The 1,521-nt window shown below is 56.1% G+C and carries 1 rRNA gene; it reads right to left on the reverse strand.

What is annotated here, in order from left to right:
* Positions 1-1,521: ribosomal RNA gene (locus WS34_RS14545) — 23S ribosomal RNA — on the reverse strand; the annotation flags it as partial.

Raw genomic sequence — 1,521 nt, forward strand, 5'->3', positions numbered from 1 at the left:
ATCACTCAAGCGCCTTAGTATGTTCTACCCGACCACGTGTGTCCGTTTACGGTACGGTTCCTCGTCACTTGAAGTTTAGCGGGTTTTCTAGGGGGTTAATTGCCTGGACGCTATCCCCTCGGCCGAGGCCTCGAGGTACTATCGGCTGTCGCCTCCGGTGGCGTGCTTGACTACCACCCTCAAAGGGTACGGCCTTCAACGCGCTATTCCGTCTGCGCGCGGTCCATTCATCACCCCGTCACCGCGTCACGGTGACGAGAAGCACGGGAATGTTAACCCGTTTCTCGTCGGCATCCCCCTTCGGGTTAGCCTTAGAGGCCGGCTGACCCCCGGCTGATTGACATTGCCGGGGAAGCCTTGGTCTTGCGGCGTGGGGGGGTCTCGCCCCCATTATCGTTACTTATGCCTACATTTGCTTTTCATGCCGCTCCAGTCACTCTCGCGGGTGACCTTCAAAGCTGGCAGGAATGCTCTCCTACCGGTTAGCAATAAAGCTAACCCCACGGCTTCGGTTGACAGTTTTATGCCCGTGTATTATCCACGCGGGATCGCTCGACTAGTGAGCTGTTACGCACTCTTTAAATGAATGGCTGCTTCCAAGCCAACATCCTAGCTGTCTCCGCGATCCCACCTCGTTTGATCAACTTAACTGTCCATCCGGGACCTTAGCCGGTGGTCCGGGTTCTTTCCCTCTCGTCCGCGGACCTTAGCACCCGCGGGCTCACTCCATGATTTCGTGTTCCAGCATTCGGAGTTTATCCGGATTTGATAGGCGGTGAAGCCCTCGCGTCCAACCAGTAGCTCTACCTCTGGAACAGAACATCACAGGCTGCACCGAAATGCATTTCGGAGAGTACGAGCTATTTCCCAGTTTGATTGGCCTTTCACCCCTACCCGCGAGTCATCCGAAAACTTTTCAACGTTTACCGGTTCGGTCCTCCATCACGTGTTACCGCGACTTCAACCTGCTCGTGGGTAGATCACAAGGTTTCGCGTCTAGCGCCACCAACTTCACGCCCTGTTAAGGCTCGCTTTCACTTCGGCTGACGGGCCTGAAGCCCTTAACCTCGCTGGTGACGACTAACTCGTAGGCTCATTATGCAAAAGGCACGCCGTCACCGAATTACTCGGCTCCGACCGCTTGTAGGCGCGCGGGTTCAGGGTCTATTTCACCCCCCTGTTCGGGGTACTTTTCACCTTTCCCTCGCGGTACTGGTTCACTATCGGTCTCTCGGGAGTATTTAGCCTTGCCAGGCGGTCCTGGCGAATTCAGGCAGGATTTCTCGTGTCCCGCCCTACTCGGGATCCCGCTATCTTCGAAAGAGGTGTCGTGCACGGGGCTGTCACCCTCCACGGCTTACCTTTCCAGGTAATTGCACTTCGTCTTCCGTCGAGTATCGCGGTCCCATGACCCCGCTGTCGCCGAAACGGCAGCGGTTTGGGCTCTTCCCCGTTCGCTCGCCACTACTGGGGGAATCACTATTTGTTTTCTTCTCCTGCAGGTAATGAGATGTTTCAGTT

It is taken from the genome of Odoribacter sp. N15.MGS-14 (genome assembly GCF_000980245.1).
Lineage (GTDB): Bacteria > Bacteroidota > Bacteroidia > Bacteroidales > Marinifilaceae > Odoribacter > Odoribacter splanchnicus.